Genomic DNA, 795 nt, shown 5'->3' with positions numbered 1-795 from the left:
AAGCGCTTGATGTACTGATTGAAGAGTTGAAAGATGCACGCCAAGAGCGAAGTCGCTTTGATACTTTTATCCGCACCCATACTTTTCTAGATAAGCTCACTGGTACAGCCAACCGAGTACTATTTGATAACAAACTTGAATCTGTACTGCATGAAAGTGGCGCTCGTGGAGGCGTTTTACTGATACGTATCGACGAGTGGGAACAAGTTCGAGATTCCAATGACAAGCAGCTCACCGACGGATTTATTATTGAAGTTGGTGAAGTATTGTCGAATATTGTTCAGCGTTATCCCGATGTCATTTTTTCTCGCTATTACGAAGCAGACTTTGCCGTGTTTATTCCGCATCAAGGAACAAAGGATATTGCGACGTTGGCTGCTCAATGTTTAAGGCAATTAGATAAATTGACTCCGCCGGAGCCTTTGGAGTCAGATAACTGGTGCCATATTGGCGTGACAATGTATGTCGAAGGTGAACGCCATAGCCAAATCATGGATGAAACGGAAACAGCGTTAAAGAGCGCTCAGTTAGAGCGCATTAATAACTGGAGCCGTTACCCAAAAGAAAATAAAAGTGAGATAGACAGAGGCAGTGTTCGCTGGAGAACATTACTTGATAAAGCCCTACTACCTGAAAATTTAGTAATCTTTGCTCAGCGGTGTTATCTTATGCCGGATTCCGGTCAAGTTAATGAATTGCATAAAGAAATATTCATTAGAATTCAAGATCCAGACAAAGGTCTATTGAAATCTTCTCGTTTTATGTCTGCGGTAGAACAAGTCGGTTATCAAGCTC

Annotated in this window: 1 protein-coding gene; it reads left to right on the top strand. The window is 42.0% G+C overall.

Translation table 11 applies throughout. The annotated features are described in order from the left end of the window. Nucleotides 1-795: diguanylate cyclase domain-containing protein (locus AB4496_RS22515; protein ID WP_372132022.1), on the top strand; the 795-nt coding region annotated here is incomplete at both ends.

Origin of the sequence: Vibrio sp. 10N.222.46.A1, assembly GCF_041473595.1 — a bacterium.
Lineage (GTDB): Bacteria > Pseudomonadota > Gammaproteobacteria > Enterobacterales > Vibrionaceae > Vibrio > Vibrio tasmaniensis_A.
The sequence above is the reverse complement of the archived record's forward strand: the minus strand, read 5'-3'. Positions and strand labels throughout refer to the sequence as shown.